The following is a 22,375-nucleotide window of genomic DNA, read 5'->3' on the forward strand; positions in this document are numbered from 1 at the left end:
CAGGAACCCGGCCGGCAGCGCGCCGGCCCGGGTTTCGGCGTCGCCAGCGACACCTCAGAGGAAGCGGTCGAGGATCTTGCGGCTGTGCTTGTCCAGCGCCGTCAGGTCGCGGATCAGGTAGTGGATGCCGTGCGTGTCCGATATCAGCAGCGTGCTGCCGGCCAGGCGCCGGATTGCCTCTTCGCCGCGCAGCACCAGCTCGGTCTTGCCGCGATCGGTCTGCACCGTCCACACGCTGGGCGTGGCGTAGGTCGACACGCTGACGATACGCTGGATCTCCGGCATGAACTCGCGCGAGGCGAGTTCCGCTTCGATCATGTCGCGCTCTGCCTGCGGCACATCCTCCAGCCGCGGAATCCACACCACCTCATGCCCGTCGGTGCTCATCAGGCCGATGCCGCCCTGCGGCGCGGAAATCGGGAAGGCGCGCACCGGCACCACGCCTTCGTGGACGGTGCCGTCTTCGGCGATCAGGACCAGGCGGCCAAAACGATTGCGATCTAGCGTAAACATGGGTGTCGGCGTGGTGGCGGGAACGTCATTGGGCATTGGCGGCCTCCGGCGTTTCGATCGCTTCGTCTTCGCCGTCCTCGGTGTCGACATTGCGCGCCTGCGCCTGGTACAGCTTGTAGTATGCGCCTTCGCGCAACAGCAGCTCATCATGGCTGCCGACTTCGACGATCTGGCCGCGGTCCATCACCACCAGCCGGTCGGCCTTGCGCAGTGTCGACAGGCGGTGCGCGATGGCGATGGTGGTGCGGCCCTGCACCAGGTTGTCGAGCGCCTTCTGGATTTCCTTCTCGGTGGCGGTGTCGACCGACGAGGTGGCCTCGTCCATGATCAGGATGCGCGGGTTGATCAGCAGCGCGCGCGCGATCGAGATGCGCTGGCGCTCGCCGCCTGACAGCGCCTGGCCACGCTCACCGACCAGCGAGTCATAGCCGTGCGGCAGGCGCAGGATGAACTCGTGCGCATGCGCGGCGCGCGCGGCGGCGATGATCTCCTCGCGCGTGGCGTCGGGCTTGCCATAGGCAATATTGTCGGCAATCGTGCCGAAGAACAGGAACGGCTCCTGCAGCACCAGGCCGATATGGCGGCGGTACTCCGACACCGGCAGCGAGCGGATATCGACGCCGTCGACGCGGATCGCGCCCTCGGAAACATCGTAGAAACGGCAGATCAGGTTGACCAGCGTGCTCTTGCCCGAGCCGCTGTGCCCCACCAGGCCAATCATCTCGCCCGGCTCGATCGACAGGTTCAGCCCGCGGATCACCGCGCGGTTGCCGTAGCGGAAGCCCAGGTCGCTCATGTCGATGGCGCCTTCGACCTTGTCCAGCTTCGCCGGGCGCACCGGCTCCGGCACGCTCGAGACATGGTCGAGGATGTCGAAGATGCGCTTGGCGCCGGCAGCGGCCTTCTGCGTCACCGAGACGATCCGGCTCATCGAATCCAGGCGGGTATAGAAGCGGCTGATATAGGTCAGGAACGCCACCAGCACACCCACCGTGATGGCGCTGTGCGACACCTGCCAGATGCCGAACACCCACACGATCAGCAGGCCGATCTCGGTCAGCAGGGTGACCGTCGGCGTGAACAGCGACCATACCGCGTTGACGCGGTCGTTGATCGCCAGGTTGTGCTTGTTGGCCTCGCGGAAGCGCGACACCTCACGCTTTTCCTGGGCAAAGGCCTTGACCACGCGGATGCCGGGGATGGTATCGGCCAGCACATTGGTGATCTCGGACCAGATCCGGTCGATCTTCTCGAAGCCGTGGCGCAGGCGGTCGCGCACCAGGTGGATCATCCAGGCGATGAACGGCAGCGGCACCAGCGTGACCAATGCCAGCCACGGGTTGATCGACACCAGGATCACCGCCGTCATGAGGATCATCAGCACGTCGGTGGCAAAGTCCAGCAGGTGCAGCGACAGGAAGACGCAGATGCGGTCGCTTTCCGAGCCGATGCGCGCCATCAGATCGCCGGTGCGCTTGCCGCCGAAGTATTCCAGCGACAGCTTTAGCAGATGTTCGTACGTGGTAGTGCGCAGATCGGCGCCGATACGCTCCGATACGCGCGCGAGCAGGTAAGTGCGCGCCCACCCCAGCGACCAGGCCACCAGCGCCGCCCCCAGCAATCCCGCGAGGTACAGACGCACCAGCCCGTAGTCGATCGGCACCCCGTTCTGGAACGGGATCAGCACCTTGTCCATCAGCGGCATGGTCAGGTACGGCGGCACCAGCGTGGCCGCGGTGGACAGCAGCGTCAGCAGGAAGCCCGCCAGCAGCTGCCACTGGTACGGCCGGGCAAAGCGCCACAGGCGCAGCAGCGCCCAGGTCGACGGCGGGGTTTCCAGCTCCCGGCTGCATTGGGGGCACTGTTCCTCGTCCGGCGGCAGCGGCGCCTTGCAGGTCGGGCACAGCACTTCGCCCGCCCCGCCCGCCGGGCGCGCGCCGGCGGCATCGCGCTGGAATTCGAACTGGTCGGCCAGCCGCAGCGCGGCCGGATTGTAACCAAGCGTGTATCGCCAGCTCGCCAGCCGGCCTTCTGGACCGCTCAGTTCCAGCGCGCCCACGCCCGCGTGGTCGGTGTGCGACAGGCGCAGGGAGGTCCCGATGTTCCATTCCCGCACATTTTTTTCACCGGGAGCCCGGGCAACGATGCGCTGGTCGGTCACAACCAGCCACCCTTGGGTAAAATGCAGCTTCGCGTCGAGGTCCAGAGCCAGTCCGGCCAGGACGGTCTCGCCGGGTCGGAGCCACGATCCGGATTCGGTACGCCAGGGCTCGTCGGAAGCAGGGGCGGTAGGGACAGGCAGGGAGGACTGGGTCATGGATGGCGCGGCGTGCGTCCAAGCGGTACGGACATAACTTGAAACAAATTTAGGCCGGGCACGCTCTGGCGGCCCGCGAATTCGCCCGCAGTATACATAACGACGAACGCGCGGGTACTCCTGATGCACTGCACAATCACTTTTACACGAAGAAAGTCAACCCGCTCTGTGCTGTAACGTTACTGAAAGGTTAGGCTTCCATTTCTCGGGCGGTTCCGCCCACTGCCTCAAGCTAATTCAATGAAAAAGAAGGACATTGAGATTTTCGATGTCATGTCGCTGCGCGGCCCGAATATGTGGACATATCGGCCCGTACTGGAGGCATGGGTCGATATCGGGGAACTGGAGGACTTTCCCTCCAACACGATTCCGGGGTTCCACGAGCGCCTGTCGGCCTGGCTGCCGTCGCTGATCGAGCATCGCTGCAGTATCGGCGAGCGCGGCGGCTTCCTGCAGCGCGTGAAGGACGGCACCTGGCCCGGCCATATCCTGGAACACGTGACGCTTGAGCTGCAGAACCTGGCGGGCATGCCCGGCGGCTTCGGCAAGGCGCGCGAGACCCCGGTGCGCGGCGTCTACAAGGTGATCGTGCGCGCCTGGCACGAGCAAGTCACCCGCGTCGCCCTGTTCACCGCCCGCGACCTGGTCATGGCCGCGATCGAGGACCGTCCCTTCGACGTCCCCGCCGCCGTGGACAACCTGCGCCGCCTGGTGGACGAGCATTGCCTGGGCCCCAGCACCGCCTGCATCGTCGATGCCGCGGACGACCGCGACATCCCGGCGATCCGCCTGTCGGACGGCAACCTGGTGCAGCTGGGCTACGGCGCGCGCCAGCGCCGCATCTGGACCGCCGAGACCGACCGCACCAGCGCCATCGGCGAAAGCATTTCGCGCGACAAGGACCTGACCAAGAGCCTGCTGGAGTCCTGCGGCGTGCCAGTCCCCGAGGGCCGCATGGTCGATTCCCCGGCAGACGCCTGGGACGCCGCCGAGGACATCGGCGTGCCGGTGGTGGTCAAGCCCTATGACGGCAACCACGGCCGCGGCGTGTTCACCAACCTGATGACCCGCGAGGAAGTCGAGACCGCCTACGGCGTGGCCATCGACGAAGGCAACGGCGTCATCGTCGAACGCTTCATCCCCGGCAACGAGCACCGCCTGCTGGTGGTGGGCGGCCGCCTGGTGGCCGCCGCCATGGGCGAGACCGCGAGCGTGGTCGGCGACGGCAAGTCCACCATCGACGAGCTGATCGAGCTGCAGATCAATTCCGATCCGCGCCGCGGCACCACCGAGGATCATCCGCTGAACCGTGTGCGGCTGGACTCGGCCGCGCGCCTGGAACTGAAGCGCCAGGGCATGAACGCTAGCTCGGTACCGCCCGAAGGCCGCACCGTGCTGATCCAGCGCAACGGCAATGTCGCCTTCGACGTCACCGACCGTGTGCACCCGAGCGTCGCCGCGCATGCGGCGCTGGCCGCGCGCGTGGTCGGGCTGGACATCGCCGGCGTGGACCTGGTGGCCGAGGACATCTCGCGCCCGCTGGCCGAGCAGCGCGGCGCCATCGTCGAGGTCAACGCCGGCCCCGGCCTGCTGATGCATATCAAGCCGGCCGAAGGCACGCCGCGCCCGGTCGGCCGCGCCATTGTCAACCACCTGTTCCCTGAGTCCGATGACGACCAGGGCCGCATCCCGGTGGTGGGCGTGACCGGCACCAACGGCAAGACCGTGGTCGCGCGCCTGGTGGCGCGCCTGCTGCAGCTGTCGGGCAAGCATACCGGCCTGGCCTGCAGCGACGGGCTGTTCCTGGACCGCCGCCAGGTGGAAAGCGGCGACCGCGCCAACTGGGAATCGGGCCATCGCATCCTGATGAACCGCGCGGTCGAGGCCGCCGTGTTCGAGAACGACAGCGGCAGCATCCTCTCCGAAGGCCTGGCCTATGACCGCTGCCAGGTCGGCGTGGTCACCAATTTCGACCAGCCCGACCACCTCGGCGACTACTACGTCGAGGACGAGGACCGCATGTACAACGTGCTGCGCACGCAGGTCGACGTGGTGCTGGAGACCGGCGCGGCCGTGCTCAACGCGCGCGACGAACGCCTGGTGGAGATGGCCGGGCTGTGCGACGGCGACGTGATCTTCTTCGGCCTGACGCCGGAGTTGCCCGCGATCGTGTCGCACCGCGCCGCCGGCAAGCGCGCGGTGTACCTGCGCGAAGGCAAGATCGTGCTGGCCACCGGCAGCAGCGAAACCGCGCTGGTGGACGTGGCCGCGGTGCCGCTGACCTATGCCGGACGCGTCGCGTTCCAGGTCGAGAACGTGCTGGCGGCCGTGGCCGCGGGCTGGGCGCTGGGCATTTCCAACGACCTGATCCGCGCCGGCGTGGTGACCTTCGATGTCGGCCAGGTCGACGTGCCGGGCCGCTTCACGCTGTTCGAGCGCAACGGCGCCACCGTGGTGGTCGACGACGCCCACAACGCGCCCGCGCTGGAAGCCCTGGCGACCGCGCTGGAGCGCTTCCCGGCCGAGCGCCGCATGGTGGTCTACGGCGCCGGCATGCAGCGCCGCGACGAAGACCTGGTGCGCCAGGGCATGGCGCTGGGGCAGCATTTCGACCGCGTCTTCCTGTGCGAGGACCGCAGCGTCAAGCGCGCCCTGCCCGATGCCGAGGCGCGCGCGCTGCTCAAGCAGGGCCTGTACGAAGGCCGGCGCGTGACCAAGATCATCGACGAAGGCACGCGCGCCAGCGCCATTGAAACCGCGCTCAGCCAGCTGGTGCCGGGCGACCTGCTGGTACTGCAGTGCGACGAGGCCGCCACCGGCGCCACCGTCGACCTGGTGCACCACTGGATGGGCCAGCCTGCGCGCCGCGCCTGACGCGGCCCCAAGCTCAACCGCGCATAGAAGACACGGAAACCGTTCTATGGAAGTCTCACGTATCCGGGCCCTGCGGGGCCCGAACCTGTGGTGCCGCCACACCGCCATCGAGGCGATCGTGGCCTGCCAGGATGCCACCAACATGCTGTCGGCCCTGCCCGGTTTTGAAGACCGGCTGCGCGCCCGTTTCCCTGAGATCGGGCCGCTGCGCCCGGACGAGGAATCGGGCGAGCTGTCGCTGGCCCACGTGCTGGAAGTAACGGCGCTGCGCCTGCAGGCCGCCGCCGGCTGCCCGGTCACCTTCAGCCGCACCGCGCAGACGGTCGAGCCCGGCACCTACCAGGTGATCGTGCAATACAGCGAGGAAGAAGTCGGCCGGCTTGCGTTCGAGCTGGCCGAGGCCCTGTGCCGCGCCGCGCGCAACGACACCCCGTTCGACCTGGCAGACGCGCTGCACCGCCTGCGCGAGCTGGACGAGGACGTGCGCCTGGGGCCCAGCACCGGCTCCATCGTCTACGCCGCCGTGGCGCGCGGCATCCCCTACCGGCGCCTGACGCAGGGCTCGATGGTGCAGTTCGGCTGGGGCAGCAAGCAGCGCCGTATCCAGGCCGCAGAGACCGACCGCACCAGCGCCGTGGCCGAATCGATCGCGCAGGACAAGGACCTGACCAAGACCCTGCTGCACGCCGCCGGCGTGCCGGTGCCGCTGGGCCGCTCGGTGCGCAGCGCCGAAGAGGCCTGGGCCGCAGCGCAGGAAATCGACGCCCCGGTGGTGGTCAAGCCGCGCGACGGCAACCAGGGCAAGGGTGTGGCGGTGCGCATCCGCACCCGCGAGGAAGTGATGACGGCCTACGAGGTCGCCTCGGACATCAGCTCGGACGTAATCGTCGAGCGCTATATCCCGGGCCATGACTTCCGCCTGCTGGTGGTCGGCAAGCAGCTGGTGGCGGCCGCGCGCCGCGACCCGCCGCAGGTCATCGGCGACGGCGTGCATACCGTGCGCCAGCTGGTCGAGGAAGTGAACCGCGACCCGCGCCGCGGTGAAGGCCATGCGACCTCGTTGACCAAGATCCGCTTTGACGACATCGCGCTGGCCACGCTGGCCAAGCAGAACCTGACCGCCGATTCCGTGCCGGCCAACGGCACGCGCGTGGTGTTGCGCAACAACGCCAACCTGTCCACCGGCGGCAGCGCCACCGACGTCACCGACGACGTCCACCCGGACATCGCCGCGCGTGCCGTGGCGGCGGCGCAGATGGTGGGCCTGGACATCGCCGGCGTCGACGCCGTGTGCGAGACCATGCTCAAGCCGTTCGAGGAACAGGCCGGCGGCATCGTCGAGGTCAACGCCGCGCCGGGCCTGCGCATGCACCTGCAGCCGTCGTACGGCAAGGGCCGCGCGGTCGGTGAAGCCATTGTCTCGACCATGTTCTCCGATGGCGACGATGGCCGCATCCCGGTGGTGGCCGTGTCCGGCACCAACGGCAAGACCACCACGGTCCGGCTGATCACCCACATCATGGCCACCAGCGGCCTGCGCATGGGCATGACCGGCACCGACGGCGTGTATATCCAGGGCGAGCGCATCGACACCGGCGACTGCAGCGGCCCGCGCAGCGCGCGCAACGTGCTGCTGCACCCGGACGTGGACGCCGCCGTGTTTGAAACCGCGCGCGGCGGACTGCTGCGCGAAGGCCTGGCCTTCGACCGCTGCGACGTGGCGGTGGTGACCAACGTGGGCGAAGGCGACCACCTGGGCCTGTCCTACATCAACTCGGTGGAAGACCTGGCGGTGCTCAAGAGCGTGATCGTGCAGAACGTCGCGCCGCACGGCATGGCGGTCCTGAACGCAGCCGACCCGATGGTGGTGCGCATGGCCGACGCCTGCCCCGGCAGCGTCACCTTCTTCGCCCACGATCCCAACCAGCCGGCCATGGCCACGCACCGCGCGCAGGGCAAGCGCGTGGTGTTCGTGGACGGCGCCGACATCGTGGCGTCCGAAGGCGATACTGAAGTGCGCATCGCGGTAGCCGAGATCCCGCTGACGCGCAACGGCACCATCGGCTTCCAGGTCGATAACGCGATGTCGTCGATCGCCGCCGCGTGGGCGCTGGGCATCGACTGGCCGACCATCCGCCGCGGCCTGGCCACCTTCGTCAACGACGCGCAGACCGCCCCGGGACGCTTCAACGTGTTCGACTACCGCGGCGCCACGCTGATCGCCGACTACGGCCACAACCCGGATGCCATCCTGGCGCTGTGCAACGCTGTCGAGACCATCCCGGCCAAGCGGCGCATGGTGGTGATCAGCGGCGCGGGCGACCGCCGCGACGACGACATCCGCCGCCAGACCCAGATCCTGGGCGGCGTGTTCGATGAAGTCATCCTGTACCAGGACCAGTGCCAGCGCGGCCGCGCCGACGGCGAGGTGCTGGCGCTGCTGCGCGAAGGCCTGCAGGGCGCGCAACGCGCCGGCCAGGTCGAGGAGATCCGTGGCGAGTTCCTCGCCATCGATACCGCGCTGTCGCACCTGCAGCCGGGCGACCTGTGCCTGGTCCTGGTGGACCAGGTGGAAGAGGCGCTGGGGCATATCGCCAGCCGCATCGCGCAGGGCTGACCGGCCCGGCGATAAAAAAAGGCCAGCTCCGCAGAGCTGGCCTTTTTCTTTGCGCGCCGATCAGTGGCGCCCGGGCAGCGACAAGCGCCGCTCCAGCATATGCTGCACCCCCGACAGCCCCGTGCTCAGCACCCAGTAGATCGCCGCCACCGCCAGGTACAGAGGCAGCGGCTGGTAGGTGGCCGCGATCACCTCCTGCGCCGTGCGCAGCAGCTCGGTCACGGTGATGACCGATACCAGCGAGGTGTCCTTGATCAGGCTGATCAGGCTGTTGGACAGGCTTGGCACCGCCAGCCGCAGCGCCTGCGGGCCGATCACGTAGCGCAGTGCCTGCGCCGGCGTCAGGCCCAGGCTGTAGGCTGCCAGCCATTGGCCGCGCGACACGCCCAGGATGGCCCCGCGCATGCTCTCGGACAGGTAGGCGCCGACGTTCAGGCTCAGCGTCAGCACGCCCGCGGGCGTGGGCTCCAGCGCGATGCCGATGCCCGGCAGCCCGTAGTAGACGACAAAGATCTGCACCAGCAGCGGCGTGCCGCGCATGATGCTGACGTAGGTGCGCGCCGCCGCCTTGAGCACGCGGCTATGGCTGATGCCCATCAGCGCCACCACCGTGCCCAGCATCAGCCCGAACACCATCGACCACAACGCGAACTTGATGGTCAGCAGCGTGCCCTGCAGCAGCACTGGCAGGGAATCGGTGACAAGCTGGAGAGCGGACATGGGCGTGGCGGCGGCAGAAGAATGAAAAAGAAAACGGCGCGGCAGCCATGCAGACCGCGGCGCCGCGACATGATACCGCCCGGCTTGCTGGCCGGCTTACCTGACTGGCTTACTTGATTGGCTTACCGGCGGGCCTGGTCACGTCGGTGCCGAACCACTTCACCGAGAGCTTGCCAAGCGTGCCGTCCTTGCCCAGGTCATCCAGCGCGTGGTTGATGGCCTGCGCGAACTTGGGGTTGTCCTTGCGGAACGGGATGGCCACCTGCGTGGTGGCACCCGCCACGATCGCGCCCGGCCGCAGCGGCAGGTTGGCGGTCTTGACCAGGTAGGCGACCATCAGCCGGTCGTTCAGCGCGGCGTCGACGCGCTGTGCCGCGAGGTCGCGCAGGTACTCAGGCGCGCCGGGATAGGTCTTGACGTCGATGCCCGGCACCGACTTGGCCAGGTCGTTGAAATTGCTGCCCAGGCTGACGCCGAGCTTGTGGCCCTTCAGGTCTTCCAGCGACTTGAACTGGCGCTTGTCGTCCTTGCGCTGGATCAGCTGCGCATCCGAGTAGACGTAGGGCGTGGAGAAGTCCAGCACTTGCTGGCGCTGAGGCGTGACGTTGACCTGGTTGACGATCACGTCGAACTTGCCCGCCTGCAGGCCGGCAATGATGCCGCTCCACTCGGTGGTGACGAACTCCGGCTTCACCCCCAGCTTGCCCGCCACCGCACGCGCCACGTCCACGTCAAACCCTTCCAGCTCGTTCTTCGCGCCGCGGAAGCCGAACGGCGGATACGTGCCCTCCAGGCCGATCTTTAGCACGCCGGCCTGCTTGACGGTATCGAGCAGGTCGGCGGCCTGCGCCGCGGTGGACGCCAGCCCGGCGCCGGCAAGCAGCGAGGCAGCCAGCAGGGATTTGAGCCAGCCAGTACGAATCGATCGCATATGTTCTCCAGTGGATGCGGATAAGCAGTGTGGGGGGCAGACAGCGCCGGAGGCCGCTTGTGAGGGCCGCCGGCCAGTTGTGCTGCTATGAGCCTATATCGGGCTCAACACTACCGCAAACACTATCGAGCGCTAAATACTGATTCATTATGGCTAAATAACCGCCGGACCTGATACGGCCCGGCCGTGGCGCCCTGCCCTTACTGGTAGGCCTTGTCGTTGGGCGCCGCGAACAGCGCCTTCATGTCGGCCGAGAGCGGGTAATTCATGTTGATGCCGCGCGGCGGGATCGGCGACATGAACCACTTGTTGTACAGCTTCTCGGCACGGCCGCTGGTCTGCAGGTCTGCGATCACGCCGTCGGCCAGCTTCTTGAACGAGGGATCGTCCTTGCGGAACATGCAGGCGTAGTTCTCGGTCTGCAGCGGCGCGCCGACCACCACCCAGTCGGCCGCGCTCTTGGCCTTGGTGCGCTCGCCGTACAGCAGCGGCTCGTCCATGACGAAGGCAGCGGCGCGGCCGGTCTCCAGGATCAGGAAGGACTGGCCGTGGTCCTTGGTGCTGATCAGGTTCATGTTCATGGCCTTCTCGCCGTTCATCTTGACCAGCAGGCGCTCGCCGGTGGTGCCGGCGGTGGTGACCACATTGCGGTCCTTCAGGTCGGTGAACTCCTTCACGCCCGAATCCTTCCTGGTCAGCATCTTGATGCCGTAGACGAACATGCTGTTCGAGAACGCCACCTGCTTCTGGCGCTCCAGGTTGTTGGTGGTGCTGCCGCATTCGATGTCGATGGTGCCGTTCTGCACCAGCGGGATGCGGTTCTGCGAGGTGATCGGGGTCAGGCGCATCTGCAGGCCGGGCATCTTCAGTTCGCTCTTCACCTTGTCGACAATCTGCAGCAGGATCTCGTGCGAATAGCCCATGACCTCCTTGCCGTCGGTGTATGAGAACGGGATCGACGATTCGCGATAGCCAAGCGAGATCACGCCGCTGTCCTTGATCTTCTTCAGCGTGTCGCCATCGGCGGCATGGGCGGCGCCGGCGGCCAGCAGCAGCGTGGCGGCCGCAAGCGCGCGGCGGGTGGCGGATCGGTGGGGGTGCAGTGATTGCATGTGGCGCTCCTTGTAGTGGGGCTTGGTCATTGAGGCATGTTTCGTGGACGGCGTCGTGGCTTGCGGACGCACGGGTACGGCATGAGCCAACACTTGCCTGCGGCGCTAGCGGGACAGGACGCTAGGCGCACGCAGCATCAAAATCCTCTGCTTCGATGGCCGGACGGCGCCCTGCCAGCCGGTCGGCCAGCAGGCCGGCGCTGCCCATCGCCAGCGTAAAACCGAGCGCGCCATGGCCCAGGTTCAGCCATAGCCCGGACACCCGCGACGGCCCCACCAGCGGCAGGCCGTCCGGCGTGGCCGGGCGCAGCCCGGCCCACGGCTGCAGCTGCGCCAGCGGCAGCTCGGGCACGATGCCCTCGAACAGCGCGCGTGTCTGTGCCACCAGCGTGCCGACCCGCTCCGGGTCGATGCGGGTGCCGCCGCGCACCAGGTCGGCCATGCCCGCCACCCGCAGTGTATTGCCGATGCGCGCGTAGACGATCTTGTTGGCAAAGTCCGTCACGCTGATATGCGGCGCGCGCGTGCCGCTGGCCAGCGGCACCGTGATGCTGTAGCCCTTGAGCGGCCACAGCATCGGCCGCACGCCCAGCGGGCGCAGCAGCGGCACGCTGCCGATGCCGCCGGCCACGATCACTACGTCGGCCGGCACCACGCCGCTGGCGGTCCGCACGCCGGTCACGCGCCCACCCTGCTGCACCAGCTCTTGCACGACGGTGCCGAAGCGCATCGACACCCCGGCGTGCGCCCCGTCTTGCAGCAACCGTGCCAGCGACAGGCAGAAGCGGTGGCAGTCGCCCACTTCCTCGCTCGGCGTGTAGATGGCGCCGGCAATCTCGTTGCGGATGCCGGCCAGCGCGGGCTCCAGCGCCACGCAGGCATCGCGGTCCAGCGCCTGCTGCTCGCAACCCAGGCTGGCCTGGTAGTCCAGCAGCCGGCAGGCCGCATCGAACGCCGCCGCATCGCGGTGCACAACCAGTTTGCCGCGCCGCGCAAAATCGAAACCGGCGCCAACATCGTCATGCTGGTGCCGGGCCACGAACGCCTGCATCAGGTCGCGTGAATAGAACCCCAGCCGCAGCAGCTTGCGCGTGGTGGCTTCACTGGTGGCGGCATTGCAGGCGCCCATGAAGGCTGCCAGCCAGCGCCACTGCGCCGGGTCGGCCGCGGGCCGGAAGCGCATCGGCGAATCGCGCCGCAGCAGCCAGCCCGGCACCTTGGCCATCACGCCCGGCCCGGCCAGTGGCGCCACATAGCTGTAGCTGAGCTGCCCGCCATTGGCAAAGCTGGTCTCCTCGGCCGGCCCGTCGTGGCGCTCCAGCACCATCACCTGGTGGCCGTCCTCGGCCAGGCGCCACGCCGTCGTCATGCCGACCACGCCGGCGCCCACGATCACTACCTGCATTGCCATCCCTTGATTGCTTTTTCCCGATCCGGCAAAGCGTAGTGCAGGCGGCGCGGATTGCCCAATGCGAATACGTGCCAGAATATGCCATCAGGCTATGGATGCCTGCCCGCTTCCCGGATTGCCATGCGCTTGCGCCAGATCGAAGTCTTCCGCGCCGTGATGCTGACCGGCACCGTCAGCGAGGCCGCGCGCCTGCTGCACGTGTCCCAGCCGGTGGTCACGCGCGTGCTGCAGCACGCCGAGGCCTCGCTCGGCTTTCGCCTGTTCGAGCGGGTGCGCGGTCGGCTGCAGGCCACGCCCGAGGCCAATGCGCTCTATGGCGATGTCGAAAGGCTATATGGCGAGATCGAGCGCGTGCGCCGGGTCTCGGAAAGCCTGCGCCACAAGGGCGCCGGGCGGCTGCGCGTGGCCGCCACCCCCAGCCTGGCCAACCCGCTGCTGGTGCCGGCGGTGCGGCGCTTCTGCGCGCGCCACCCGGACACGCAGGTGCAGGTGCTGACCCACCATACCGACGAGATCGTCGGGGCGCTGCTGGCCAACCAGATCGACCTGGGCTTTGCCTTTGCGCCGCCGGGCCACGAGGCCATCGCCAGCGAGCCGGTGGCCAGCGGCCGCATGCTGCTGGCGGTGCCGCGCGGCCAGCCGCTGCCCGCCGGCGGGCGCCGCCAGGTGGTGCCGATGCAGCGGCTGATGGAGCGCGCCTTCATCGGCTATGACGACAACAGCTCGCTCGGGCTGCTGGTGCGCCAGACCCTGGCCCGGCACGCGCTGGAGCCGCGCTCGACGCTGGAGGTGCAGACCTATTCGCTGGCGCTGGCCCTGGTCGATGCGGGGCTGGGCGTGACCCTGCTGGACCAGTACACCGCGCTCAGCGCCAGCCCCGAGCGGGTCGCGCTGCACGACGTGGCGCCAGTGCTGCCGTTCGAGGTCCAGATGCTGCGCGCCAGCCATCGCGCCGGCTCCAGCCTGGCCGACGACCTGCGCGCGCAGTTTGCGCTGGCCGCCGCGGAACTGGCCGCAACGCTGCCGCAGCGGCTGGAAGCGCCAGCCGCCAGCTTTGACGCCACGCCCCGGAGCCGCGATCGAGGTCCGCCTGATGTCTGACTGATGTCCGATTGACAGCCGCGCGCGGCGTGCACCATCATCAAGCCGCCTGCAGGCACAACCTGCGTGCGCCAAACCGCCTATGTTCGTCCTGACCCTGATCGCCCTTGTCCTTGTCAGCGCCTTTTTCTCGGTCTCCGAGATCGCGCTGACCGCCGCGCGCCGCACCAAGCTGCAAGTCCTGTCGGAGCGCGGCGATGGCCGCGCCACGCGCGTACTGCGGCTCAAGGAAGAGCCCGGGAATTTCTTCACGATCGTGCAGATCGGCGTCAACAGCGTGGCCATCCTGGCCGGTATCCTCGGCGAGAAGCATGTATCGGACCTGCTGCTGGAAACGCTGTCGCCCTATATGCAGGTGGTCCACGCCCAGCGCGTGGCCAATATCGGCTCGTTCCTGATCGTGACGCTGCTGTTCATCCAGTTTGCCGACCTGATCCCCAAGCGCATCGCCATGACCTTCCCCGAGCGGTGCGCGGTGGCGGTGATCGACCCGATGCTGACGCTGCTGCGCGTGCTCAAGCCGCTGGTCTGGATCTTCAACGCCGCCGCCGATGCCACGCTGCGGCTGCTGCGCCTGCCGACCAAGCCGGTCGACCAGATCACCACCGAGGACATCGCCGCGATGGTCGATGCCGGCGCCGAAGCCGGCGTGCTGCACAAGCATGAACTCCACCTGATCGAAAACGTGTTCGAGCTCGAGTTCAAGAGCATTACCGCGATCATGACGCCGCGCGACGACGTGGTCTACCTGAGTCTCGACGAACCCGCCGACAGCGTGCGCCGCAAGCTGGTCAACCAGCCGCACGCGCAATACCCGGTGTGCGGGCACGACCTCGACGACGTGCAGGGCTATATCGATTCCAAGGACATCCTGCAGCTGCTGCTGGCCGACGAGAGCGCCACCGTGATCAACAATATCGGCCGCCACCACGACAAGAACGTGCTGGTGATCCCCGACACGCTGACCCTGTCCGAGGCGCTCACGCGCTTCCGCGAGATGCACCAGAACTTTGCCGTGGTGATGAACGAATACGGGCTGGTGGTGGGCATCGTCACGCTGGACGATATCGTCGGCGCGCTGATGGGAGACATCCTGTATTCCAGCGAGGACGAGCAGATCGTGCGGCGCGACGACAGCTCCTGGCTGGTCGACGGCCTCACCCCGCTGGTGGACCTGAAGAAGGCGCTGGATCTCGACACCCTGCCCGGCGAGGACTATGTCGACACCGCGGCCGGGCTGGTGATCTATTCGCTCAAGCGCATCCCGAAGAAATCCGAGTCGATCACCGTGGCGGGCTATCGCTTCGAAGTGCTGGACATCGACCATCACAAGATCGACCAGCTGCTGGTGTCGCGCCTGCCGCAGGCGCCGGAAGCCGAAGCGCCGCCACGGCTGGCGTAGGCGCGACGGCCTGCCGGTAGCGCTCCTGCGTATCCGGCAGCCGGAACCACGCCACATAGCTGAACGCCACCACCACCGCTGCCGCCGCCACCGCGCCCAGCCGCCATGGCGCCACCGATTCCTTCGGCGCCGGCACGTGCAGCGTGCGGTAAGCCGTGCCGAGCAGCGCGATCCATGCCAGCCCCAGCGCATAGCCTGCAGCGACATCCGACAGCCAGTGCATGCCCAGGTACAGCCGCGATACCCCGATCGCCGCCACCGCCACCACGGCCAGTGCCAGCACCGGGATGCGCACGCGCCACGGCTGGCGCAGGCACATCAGGAAGGCCAGGAAGCCATAGGTGACCATGCTGCTGGTGGCGTGCCCGCTGGGGAAGGAATACGATTCCAGGCCGCTGTAGATGCTGGCCGGGCGCATGCGCGCCATGCCCAGCTTGAGCGCCATCACGCAGGCGCGCGCCCCTAGCAGCGCGGCGGCCCAGTACAGGGCCACGGTCCAGGCGCGCCGCCAGCACAGCCACGCGAACACCGCCACGCCCACCGTCAGGGAAATGCGCGCGCCGCCCAGTTCGGTCACTGCCACCATCGCGATATCGAGCCAGTCGGTGCGCAGGGCACGCAGCCATGCAAACACGATCTGGTCGATGCGCACCACGCCCCCGCTTTCTGCGACCTCGCCGGCCAGCCAGAACAGGGCGCTGCCGCAGGCCAGCAGCACGGCGCCGGCCAGCAGGACCACCAGCAGCTCGGCCATGTCGCGCTCGAGCATGCGCAGCGTGAGCGTGCTCAGCCGGCGCGGCTGTGCGGCCACGCGCGCGGACAGTGCGCCGGCCCCCCACACGCGCCACCGGTCCAGCCAGCGCACCACCGGCCGCAACAGCGCCACCAGCAGCGGCACCAGGCTCAGCAGCAGCACCGTCACCAGCGTGAACAGCGCCAGCAGCCCGAGCGCCGTGCCCGGCGTGAGCCAGGCCTCGGCGAAGGCGCTCGCGCCTGCCGGCACGTCAATCACGGGACCCACCCGCGGCGCCGACGATGCGGGCGATATTGGCGCGCGCCGGCGCCTCGCAGTCGGCAAAGGCGTCGGTCAGGAATAGTCGCGGGCGCTGCGCCAGCTTGCCCAGGAACGCCGCGCGGCGGCGCATGAATTCAGTCTCCAGCGCCTCCCCCTGGAGACCGGTGCGGGCGGCCAGCATGGCGCGGTTCTCGGCGAACACATCCAGGCTGTGGGCATCGAACATTTCCGAAGCCGCGGCCAGCCTGAGCAGGTCGAGATCGAGCACGGTGTCGGCGCCGGCAATGCTCGGGCCATGGCCGCGCGTATCGAGCACGATCTGCGCGGCACGATCCAGCACCGCGCGGTCCTCGCCGGGCGCCACCGTTTCGATCAGCGCGGCTGAGGCGGCTTCGTTGTGCCCGCACCCCGCCACATAGACCGCGTCGTGGCACAGCACCGCCAGCGCCTGCGCGCGGTCCAGCGCAATGCCGCGCGCGTGGGCGGTCTCGAACATCTCCAGGATATGGCGGCGGTCGTGGTAGTGCCGGTACGGCGTATCGTGCAGCGCCAGCACATCGAGCACCGCCTGGCGGGGCAGGAAGTCCAGGCACGCCAGCGCCGCGGGCCAGGCGGGCGCAAAGCGCGGCACCTCGCCCTGCGGCGCGGCCACCGGTTCACTGAACACATCGGCGCGGCGCACCCACAGCAATGAGGGATCGCGCATCGCGCGGTAGACCACCACGGGCGCGAGATCGGCCTCGAAGCGGCCGATGCCGACTGCCGTGTAGGCGCCGCCCTTGTAGTGCCGGTACGGCATGCCGGCGACCAGGTTGGGGTCGGCCGGCAGTTCGGCCGGATCGCCGTGGAAGGCCGGTGCTGGGGGTTGGCTGGCGGGTGGCTGTGTCATGGTGCGGCATCCTGCGTTGCGGATCGCCATGATAGTGCACCCGGCAGCGCGTCCGGTACGCGGGCCAGTGCCGCGGCCCATGCCCGCCGCATGAAAAACCGGCCGCGGAAAAAACAAAACCGACGCGCACTGTCGTGGGCGTCGGCCTGAGTTTTACTACACTGTTGTTGCCTGCCGGTGGTCGATTCCGACAGCTTCTTGTTTTGGCGGAGAGGGTCGTTTTTGAACCCCTCCTGAGACTGCTTAACGCAGCATCAGCGAGCCAAGCTGACACCCCTCTTCATGGCGTTAAGCAGCCCTCGGAAACCCTTGAGCAATGCCTCCCGTGCCGGATCGTAGGCCAGTTCTAGCAGTTGGATGGCTTCCATCGGCTTCATGCCTGCGGCTTGGCCCAGTGCGATTTCTTCCGATGCATTGAGTGCGGAGCCTCGGCCCACGGCGTTGTCGATGCGGCGCAGGTCAACGCCTGCAGCCTCGGCCAATGCCTTGTAGCTATTGAACCCGCCTCGCAGTTTAATAAATTCAATCGCCTCTTTTACACTCATATTGAGTCCCTTTGCTATTCTTCGATCACACTCACTCTGAGTGATACTCCACCTCAGAGTGAGTGCAAGTGTAGGCCGTAAACAACACCCCGTAAACCGGGCCCTTTGTAACGAAATCTCGCGTCGATAGCGCATGAGGAAAAACCATGAAGGCTCAACAAACGCTGCAGATCATCTCGATCATCCCCATTCGTGGCACCAGCCGGAAGACCGGCAACGCCTACGAAATGTTCCAGGCACAGTGCATCGTGCAAACGAAGGGACTGGATCAGGAAACCGGTGCCCCGCTCCCTCCGTTCGTCGGCGTGATGACGCTGGCCAATCACCTCAAGGAAACGCCTCCCGGTCTGTATGAGGCGGATTTCGATCTCATTCAGGGCCGCGATAACACTGTCGCTGCCCGTATCAGTACCCTGCGCAGCGTCGCGCCTCAGGCTACGCCGAAACCGGGTGCTGGTCCCGCTGCTGAGTCCAAGGCTGCGTGAATTTTGCTGTGAATCGTTTTGCTCTTAACTTCCTCGCCCTGCTCGTTGGCCTCACGGTCGGCGGCGGGGCGGTTTTTTTGTGGGACGCATATGCAAGTCTTCCTGATGCTCGTACTACTCGGGTTGATTTGCCTATGTGTCTCGACGCTCCGGCGACCGGTCATGTTCCGGGGACGGGATGTTTCCGAAGCGTTGACCGTCGCACTGGTGACGCTCGGAATGTGTGTGTGGCTTGCTTGGGGTACGGGTCATGAAGACCTTGATAGCTACCAGCCTTTTGCTCCTGTGCTCGTCTGTCATGGCACAGGCTGCACCTGACCCTGTTGTCGAGGCTGTTCGGGAGTTGCGCACTACGGTGCTGTATGTGGGCTGCGCGATTGCGTTTGCTGTCGGTGTTGTGGCGGGGGTGTTGCGATGACGGCGGTTATCGGTGTCGTGCTGCTCTCGTTCTTCATCGGCTACGGCTTGGGTGCTGCGATTCGCAACATGCGTCGATTTGAGGATGTTGCCTGACGCGCGCGCGATCCTGCATTAGGTGCGAGCGTTGATTAGCGGGGCACGCGTAGGGCCGTAGGGAGCGAAGTGACAGAGTGAGTGCAGGCATGTAGGGGGAGGCTCACTTTCAGCGCCGAACGGGAGTACCCGGAGCGGAACGGAGCGCAGTGGAGCGGAACGGAGTGTAGGCGCGGAAAAGTCGCCATTTTCCCAAGGGGAAAATGTCTCTTGCTTGTCGAGCGGAGCCGGAGGGGTGGGTAACTTCGCGGGGGTCCGTAGCGTGTGGGCAAGGGGTTGGCAGGTGTGGGCAACGCGCTGGTTGTTGTCCATGCCTGTCAATGCCTTGTCCATGCGCGGAGGGCGGAGTTATCCACGCTGGAGGCGGAGCCGCCCCGAAGGGGCGAGGGTTTTACCGGTTTTTCCTCGACTTTTCCGCGCCGGAACGGAGTGGAGCGGAACGGAGCGTAGTGCAGCGCAGGGGGAGGCTCACTTTCGGCGCTGAACGGGAGTACCCGGAGGGCCGAAGCGAGCGGCGGAGCGGAGTGAGCGAAGGCACGGAGTGTGAAGTGATAAAGGTCTCGACCTCAACGCAGGCTGCCGCGCGCGCGGAGATTTTTCGAATTGCAGATCGGTCGCCCATCTGCAATGCACTGCCAGGGCGACATCACAACGGAGAAATCATGAAAGCTCGCATCAAGGCCATTGCGCCGAAACTCAAGAAGACCGCTGCTGCTGCTGGCATCGGTGCTGTGCTGGCTCTGTCCGGCGCTCCTGCTGCGTTTGCACAGGCCACCGATATTGACACGGCTATTGCGCAGGCGAAGACAGACACCCTCGCAACTATTGGCAAGTTCACTCTGCCGCTGGTGCTGGTGGCGGCTGCTGGTGTCGGCGTGGGTGTCGGCGTCAAGTATGTGAAGAAGTTCCGTGGCGCTGCTTAAGCGTCTGCTGCTTCTGTGTGCCGTGGGGTCATGCCTCACGGCATGCGGAACGCCACTTGATCCCGCATATGAAAAACTACGCTGCCAGAATCCAGCGGGCTTCTGTGTCAACCCGGAGTTCCGTTGATCTGCTGATTGGGCCAGTCGTCATCGCGCTGGCCCTTCTCTTTTCTCTGCTGCACTCTCCCGCGTCGTTGGCTCAGTCGGGAACCTATTACGCTAACGGGCGCGTGTATGACAGCCTTGGCCGTGTGGTGGGGCATTACAAGTCCGGATTGGATGGTATTGCTCGTTCGCTGGCATCCCCTTCCGACTACATCAAAGCGGGCGTGGTGACTGCGGATGGTGCTGGCGGTGCCGTGCTGACGAACAGCGCAAAGCTTGTCGTGGATACACCGATCAAGAAGGCGGTGGAGTTGGGCGTAAGTGACGTGGTGCGGGTTCCGCGCTCGTCTCTCAAGGGGTTGGCCACAAACGCATGGCGGTTGACGCCCCAAGGGCTGGTTGGCGGCATCTTGCTGACAGCGGCTATTGATTACGGCATGTACGTGTGCAATCAGCCAGGCGGATGGTGCATTAAGGACACTCCGGCGCCGGACACGATGAAAGGACGCGTCTGCAATTGGGCGGGAACTGATTGCATAGACAACGTTACCTATCAGGGCTGGGTGCTTGCTCGTCGCCCTACTGCGACAAATTTTCAGCCCATCCAATGCCAAGATGGTGCTCCATGTCTTAGCGCAAACCTTCGTTACTGGTGGAATAGCAACTGGTATGACGATTCGATGCGCATGTCGTCTCCGACTGGTGCAGAGCGTGCGGCCGTGCCCGATGATGCGGGCAAAGCGGTGGATGCATACCTCGGCAAACAGCCTGCGACTGCTGCGGACATCCTTAAGCAGATCGGTATGAATGGCCAATATCAGGGCGCATTCGATGGTCCGTTCTGGGAGGGTGCTACAGGCCAGTTCAACGCGTCGCCTGTGACGGTTGGACCGATGCAGGTTAGCTCCACGACCTCGCCCCATGGCGACGGCTCAACGGACACCACGACCGTTACCAAGTCGTCGACCGTGACGCCCGGCAATAGCGGCACGTCGGCTGCTGGAAACAACCTCACGTTCAACGTTACGACCACGACCACAAACAGCGTGACGAATAGCGCCACGAACAACACCACGACCACGACCACGACCGAAACGCAAAAGGGGGCGGGCACCGATGCTCCGTTGCCTTGCGGCTTGGGTATCGCTGGTAGTCCTGCTTGCAAGATTGATGAGGCCGGTACGCCGACCGCGCAGTCAGCGGAAACGCAGTCGTCTACCGGGGCCGCGATGGATGCGGCGATGAAACAACAGACCGATGCCCTTAAGTCGGTACTGGATGGCGCAAAGCCTGAGACCAATTGGTTATCGTGGCTGCCGGTGATTCCGCGCTCGGAGTGCAAGCCGACTCAGGTGGAGGCAGTGCCGGGGAATTTCGTGTCGATCGACTGGTGCCCCGCTGTGGAAACTATGAAGGTGCTTGCGACGGTCATTTGGGCGTTCACGATCATGGGCGCTTGTGTCGCTGAAGTGAAAGATGCGCTAAACGGGAGCTGATATGCCAATTCTCGGGGGATTGCTGGCGTCGCTGTTCGGCTGGCTGGCAAAGGTGATGATCGACTGGTTTGGCAAGAGAGTCGCCAATCGGGTCGTGATTTTGGGGACGTTCGGTGCCGTGTTCTCGGCGGTGATGCTGGCACTCAAGCTGGCGCTGCAATCGCTGTCGGAGTTCATTCCAGGTGCGGATTGGTTGTTAGTTGCGCTTTCGGTCGGCATGCCTCCCGCGGCGCCGACGATGTTGTCTATTTACTCCGGAGTGTGGGCGGCATGTCGCCTCTATCGCTGGCAGATCAAGGCCATTGAATACGTGGCTGGGGCTTGATGAGTCGTCGTAGGTTTGTCTGGTGACGTGGATTGATAGGAGAACAATGCAATGGAATTCCTGATTGGCTTCCTGTTTGGTTTGGCTGCTGGTGAATCGAAACCGGTGGATCCGGAGGTTTCTCTGACGGTTGGTGGTGGGTTGGTCATCGTCTTCCTGTTGCTGTTGATGTGGCTTCCTAAGTTCTTGCGCAAGTCGCTCTGACATGGCTATCTACCTCATTGAGGGCAAGCTCGGCGCCGGCAAGACACTCTGTGCCACGGGTCGTATCCGTGATGCACTGATAGCGGGCAAGCGTGTCGCGACGAATCTCAATCTCTGGCTGGAGCACCTCGTCAACCGCGATGCGAAGATGTGCCGCGTGATCCGGCTTCCGGACAAGCCTACGGTGGCGCATCTGGAGATGATCGGGATCGGCAATCCGGAGATGGATGAATCCAAGAATGGGCTGATTGTGGTCGATGAGATGGCGGCCTACATGAATGCCCGTAGCTATGGGGACAAGGATCGCCAGCCGGTGATTGACTGGTTGATTCACTCGCGAAAAAGGGGTTGGGACGTGTATTTCATCTGCCAGAACATCGCGCAGGTCGATAAGCAGGTGCGGGAAGCGCTCGTTGAGTACCGGGTCACGTGCAAGCGCCTAGACCGGATGACTATCCCGTTCCTTCGGCCTATTTTCAGTATTCTGACAGGCGGCACATGGGTGCCTCACTTCCCGCGCATTCATCAGGCCATGGTGCGCTATGGCGTCGATGCGGGCGCGCCGTTGGCGGATAAGTGGACGTACCTCGGAAACGATCTATTCAAGGCGTATGACACGCGCCAGGTCTTCACCTTCGATCCGTGGCAAGCGCCCTATTCCTACCTGCCTCCGTACTACACGCACGGATGGAAGACCGTCAGGCGCTACCGGGACATCAAGCGGAAGATGGCGGAGCGTCGGCGGCTCACCGGGCTTCAGCGCGCGGGGCTGATTTCCTTTGATGAGTGGCGAGACCTGTTTGCCAAGACCTAGGCCGGCGGCGTCGGTCTGTGCGCAGCGCGGGCCGGCGCAGCCGGCCTAGACTTGTAATGTGGA

Annotated in this window: 19 protein-coding genes; 10 read left to right on the forward strand and 9 right to left on the reverse strand. The window is 66.0% G+C overall.

Annotated features, from left to right (window positions below; genetic code table 11):
* Window positions 1–54: 54 nt before the first annotated feature.
* Complete coding sequence (locus AC3WRI_RS05150; protein ID WP_010812975.1) at window positions 55–549, reverse strand: cyanophycin metabolism-associated DUF1854 family protein; 495 nt, start codon at window positions 547–549, stop codon at window positions 55–57.
* The gene (locus AC3WRI_RS05155; protein ID WP_492292692.1) at window positions 539–2,830 is read right to left on the reverse strand and encodes a cyanophycin metabolism-associated ABC transporter; all 2,292 of its coding nucleotides are present in this window, start codon (window positions 2,828–2,830) and stop codon (window positions 539–541) included. The genes AC3WRI_RS05150 and AC3WRI_RS05155 overlap by 11 nt, the downstream gene beginning before the upstream one ends.
* A gap of 240 nt (window positions 2,831–3,070) precedes the next feature.
* Here AC3WRI_RS05155 and cphA (AC3WRI_RS05160) point away from each other — a divergent pair, with 240 nt between their 5' ends.
* Both cphA (AC3WRI_RS05160) and cphA (AC3WRI_RS05165) read left to right on the forward strand, forming a co-directional pair.
* On the forward strand, window positions 3,071–5,704 hold the full coding sequence (cphA, locus tag AC3WRI_RS05160; RefSeq protein WP_011614691.1) for a cyanophycin synthetase: 2,634 nt from the start codon (window positions 3,071–3,073) through the stop codon (window positions 5,702–5,704).
* A 46-nt stretch (window positions 5,705–5,750) separates the two neighbouring features.
* Window positions 5,751–8,321, forward strand: coding sequence for a cyanophycin synthetase (gene cphA, locus AC3WRI_RS05165; protein WP_010812978.1), 2,571 nt, complete (start codon window positions 5,751–5,753; stop codon window positions 8,319–8,321).
* A gap of 60 nt (window positions 8,322–8,381) precedes the next feature.
* On the opposite strand, the gene AC3WRI_RS05170 is transcribed toward cphA (AC3WRI_RS05165), so the two are convergent.
* The 4 genes from AC3WRI_RS05170 to AC3WRI_RS05185 form a co-directional block, all read right to left on the reverse strand.
* Entirely contained in the window at window positions 8,382–9,041 is a 660-nt protein-coding gene (locus AC3WRI_RS05170; RefSeq protein WP_010812979.1) for an amino acid ABC transporter permease, read from the reverse strand.
* Between the two features lie 109 nt (window positions 9,042–9,150).
* A complete protein-coding gene (locus tag AC3WRI_RS05175; protein ID WP_011614689.1) occupies window positions 9,151–9,972 on the reverse strand; it encodes a transporter substrate-binding domain-containing protein in 822 nt (273 codons plus the stop codon).
* A gap of 200 nt (window positions 9,973–10,172) precedes the next feature.
* A complete protein-coding gene (locus tag AC3WRI_RS05180) occupies window positions 10,173–11,084 on the reverse strand; it encodes a glutamate/aspartate ABC transporter substrate-binding protein (protein ID WP_011614688.1) in 912 nt (303 codons plus the stop codon).
* A 121-nt stretch (window positions 11,085–11,205) separates the two neighbouring features.
* The gene (locus AC3WRI_RS05185) at window positions 11,206–12,489 is read right to left on the reverse strand and encodes a D-amino acid dehydrogenase (protein WP_037023958.1); all 1,284 of its coding nucleotides are present in this window, start codon (window positions 12,487–12,489) and stop codon (window positions 11,206–11,208) included.
* Window positions 12,490–12,615: 126 nt separating this feature from the next.
* On the opposite strand from AC3WRI_RS05185, the gene AC3WRI_RS05190 reads away from it, so the two are divergent.
* Both AC3WRI_RS05190 and paeA read left to right on the forward strand, forming a co-directional pair.
* Window positions 12,616–13,596 carry a LysR substrate-binding domain-containing protein gene (locus AC3WRI_RS05190; RefSeq protein WP_010812983.1) on the forward strand — a complete coding sequence of 327 codons (981 nt, stop codon included), beginning with the start codon at window positions 12,616–12,618 and terminating at the stop codon, window positions 13,594–13,596.
* An 82-nt stretch (window positions 13,597–13,678) separates the two neighbouring features.
* On the forward strand, window positions 13,679–14,998 hold the full coding sequence (paeA, locus tag AC3WRI_RS05195) for a polyamine export protein PaeA (RefSeq protein ID WP_010812984.1): 1,320 nt from the start codon (window positions 13,679–13,681) through the stop codon (window positions 14,996–14,998).
* Here paeA and AC3WRI_RS05200 read toward each other — a convergent pair.
* The 3 genes from AC3WRI_RS05200 to AC3WRI_RS05210 form a co-directional block, all read right to left on the reverse strand.
* On the reverse strand, window positions 14,880–16,010 hold the full coding sequence (locus AC3WRI_RS05200; protein WP_492292720.1) for a phosphatase PAP2 family protein: 1,131 nt from the start codon (window positions 16,008–16,010) through the stop codon (window positions 14,880–14,882). The genes paeA and AC3WRI_RS05200 overlap by 119 nt on opposite strands.
* Entirely contained in the window at window positions 16,003–16,932 is a 930-nt protein-coding gene (locus AC3WRI_RS05205) for a DUF1653 domain-containing protein (protein ID WP_492292694.1), read from the reverse strand. The genes AC3WRI_RS05200 and AC3WRI_RS05205 overlap by 8 nt, the downstream gene beginning before the upstream one ends.
* Before the next feature lie 224 nt (window positions 16,933–17,156).
* Window positions 17,157–17,447, reverse strand: a complete 291-nt coding sequence (locus tag AC3WRI_RS05210; protein WP_492292696.1) for a hypothetical protein — start codon at window positions 17,445–17,447, stop codon at window positions 17,157–17,159.
* A 146-nt stretch (window positions 17,448–17,593) separates the two neighbouring features.
* Here AC3WRI_RS05210 and AC3WRI_RS05215 point away from each other — a divergent pair, with 146 nt between their 5' ends.
* From AC3WRI_RS05215 to AC3WRI_RS05240, 6 genes are all read left to right on the forward strand, one after another.
* Window positions 17,594–17,932, forward strand: a complete 339-nt coding sequence (locus AC3WRI_RS05215; protein WP_492292698.1) for a hypothetical protein — start codon at window positions 17,594–17,596, stop codon at window positions 17,930–17,932.
* 1,175 nt (window positions 17,933–19,107) lie between these two features.
* On the forward strand, window positions 19,108–19,368 hold the full coding sequence (locus AC3WRI_RS05220) for a hypothetical protein (protein ID WP_492292700.1): 261 nt from the start codon (window positions 19,108–19,110) through the stop codon (window positions 19,366–19,368).
* A gap of 68 nt (window positions 19,369–19,436) precedes the next feature.
* Window positions 19,437–20,969 carry a hypothetical protein gene (locus AC3WRI_RS05225; protein WP_492292702.1) on the forward strand — a complete coding sequence of 511 codons (1,533 nt, stop codon included), beginning with the start codon at window positions 19,437–19,439 and terminating at the stop codon, window positions 20,967–20,969.
* Window position 20,970: 1 nt separating this feature from the next.
* On the forward strand, window positions 20,971–21,294 hold the full coding sequence (locus AC3WRI_RS05230) for a DUF5455 family protein (protein WP_492292703.1): 324 nt from the start codon (window positions 20,971–20,973) through the stop codon (window positions 21,292–21,294).
* Window positions 21,295–21,345: 51 nt separating this feature from the next.
* Window positions 21,346–21,498 (forward strand): hypothetical protein, encoded by a 153-nt coding sequence (locus tag AC3WRI_RS05235; RefSeq protein WP_492292705.1) that lies wholly within the window; start codon window positions 21,346–21,348, stop codon window positions 21,496–21,498.
* A gap of 1 nt (window position 21,499) precedes the next feature.
* Window positions 21,500–22,312, forward strand: a complete 813-nt coding sequence (locus tag AC3WRI_RS05240; RefSeq protein WP_492292706.1) for a zonular occludens toxin domain-containing protein — start codon at window positions 21,500–21,502, stop codon at window positions 22,310–22,312.
* The last annotated feature ends 63 nt before the right edge of the window (window positions 22,313–22,375 follow it).

The sequence above is a fragment of the Cupriavidus sp. FW305-27 genome (assembly GCF_058787995.1).